This is a genomic window from Paracraurococcus ruber (genome assembly GCF_004353985.1).
In the GTDB taxonomy this organism is placed as follows: Bacteria; Pseudomonadota; Alphaproteobacteria; order Acetobacterales; family Acetobacteraceae; genus Paracraurococcus; species Paracraurococcus ruber.
On the sequence record NZ_SMOA01000514.1, the window covers coordinates 1 to 1,990 of the forward strand.

Below are 1,990 nucleotides of genomic sequence, written 5' to 3' on the forward strand. Positions count from 1 at the left end.
GTCCTGGCGCGCGGCCTCGCCGCCGCCGAGAGCCGCTGGGACGGCGGCTCGGACTGGGGCGCGGCCGCGCTGGCGCGGGCGGTGGACGTGGATGCCCGCCTCGCCGCCCGCGGCGGCCGGTCCCTGCCGCACCGCCTGGCCGGGGCGGCGATGGACCCCGGCGGCCGCTGGGACCTCGACCTGCGGCTCGATGTGCCGATGGCCGCGCATGCGCAGATCGAGCCGCGGGCGGCGACCGCGCGCTGGTCCGCCGACGCGACGCGGCTCACGCTCTGGACCGGCACGCAGGATGCCTTCTTCGTCCGCGCCGTCCTGGCCCGCCGGCTCGGCCTGCGGGAGGACGCCGTGGTCGTGCGGTCCAGCCGGATGGGCGGCGCCTTCGGCGGCCGCACCGTGCCCGATGTCGAGCTGGAAGCGGCCCGGCTGGCCCGCGCCGTGGCGCCGCGGCCCGTCCTGGTGCAGTGGACGCGGGCGGAGGAATTCCGCTGCGCCTTCCACCGCCCGCCTTCCTCGCACCGGATCCGCGCGCGGTTCGGGCCGGATGGGCGGGTGGCGGCCTGGTGGCATGCCTTCGCCTCCGGCCATGTCATCCTGACCGCGGCGGCGCTGCCGGGCTGGCTGCAGCGCGCGGCGGATGCCGTCACCGGCGATGCCGGCATCGCCCGCGGCGCCCGCCCGGCCTACGGCTTCGGCGCCGCGCGGGTGGAGTTCGACGCGGTGGCCCTGCCGGTGCCGACCGGCCCCTGGCGCGGCCTCGGCGCCGCGCCGAACGCCTTCGCGGTGGAGAGCGCGATGGACGAGCTGGCGCGGCTGGCGGGACGCGACCCGCTGGCATTCCGCCTGGCGCATCTGGCGGCGGAACCCCGGCTGGCCGCCTGCCTGCGCCGGGCCGCGGCCATGGCCGGCTGGGGCCGCGCCCTGCCGCCGGGCCGCGCCCTCGGCCTGGGCTGCGCGCCCTACAAGGACGCGTCCTGGGCGGCGGTGGCGGCCGAGGTGGAGGCGGATGGGCGCGGCGGCCTGGCGGTGCGCGGCCTGTGGTGCGCGCAGGACAGCGGTCGCGTGCTGGACCCCGACCGGGTGCGGGCGCAGGCGGAGGGCAACCTCGCCTGGGCGGTGGGGTCGGCGCTGACCGAGCGGCTCGGGCTCGACCGCGGGGCGGTCGCCGCCGGCGGCTTCGCCGACTACCGCCTGCCCCGGCTGACCGACATCCCGCACCGGCTGGAGGTGGCCCTACTCGACCCGCCGGCGGGGGCCGGCATCGGCGGCGCCGGGGAGACGGCGCTGGGCCCGGCGCTGGCCGCCATCGCCAATGCCGCCTCGCGCGCCCTGGGGCGGCGGCTCGCGCGCCTGCCGCTCGACGCGCGGGCGGGGATGGCGGCATGACCGGCCGCGCCTTCGCCTCGGCCGGGCTGGTGGCGCTGGTCTTCACCGGGCTGCGCCGCCAGGGGATCGCGCCGCCGGAGCCGCCGCCCGGCCCCGGCCTGCGCCTGGCCGGCCCGCCGCTGGTGGCGCATGGCCGCAAGCGCGACCTGCTGGCGGCGGTGCTGCGGCAGCACGGGCCGGTGGCGGTCCTCCGGGTGGGGGAAGCGGTGGCCGACCAGGGCTTCCATCCCATCCTGCACGTGCTGCTGCGGGCGCAGGGGCCGGCGGACCTGATCGGGCGCTGGCTGCGGCTGGAACGCTACGGCCATTCGCACCACCGCACGGTGGTCGAGCACCTGGCTGCGGATGGCGCCGCCCTGCGGCATGTCTCGCTCGATGGCGCGCCGCCGGCGGCGGCCGAGGACCTGCTGGTGCTGGGCCTGCATCTCGGCCTGCTGCGGGCCATCGGCTGCACCGGCGTCTCGGCGGCAATCGCGGGGGGCCGCGTGGCACGGCCGGATGGCGGCTGGGATGCCGCGGCGGCGGCGGCGGCGGTCGCCGCCGGGGACACCGCCGCCTGGCGGCTGGCCTGGGCGGGCTGGCAGGCGCCGCCGGCCATCCCGCCCCG

At 80.3% G+C, this 1,990-nt stretch carries 2 protein-coding genes; both read left to right on the forward strand.

Annotated elements, in window-relative coordinates; genetic code table 11:
• The coding region (locus tag E2C05_RS31330) for a molybdopterin cofactor-binding domain-containing protein (RefSeq protein WP_158292496.1) at window positions 1-1,383 on the forward strand (1,383 nt) is incomplete at its 5' end.
• A partial coding sequence (locus E2C05_RS31335) for a hypothetical protein (RefSeq protein ID WP_205083230.1) occupies window positions 1,380-1,990 on the forward strand: 611 nt, incomplete at its 3' end. The genes E2C05_RS31330 and E2C05_RS31335, both read left to right, overlap by 4 nt.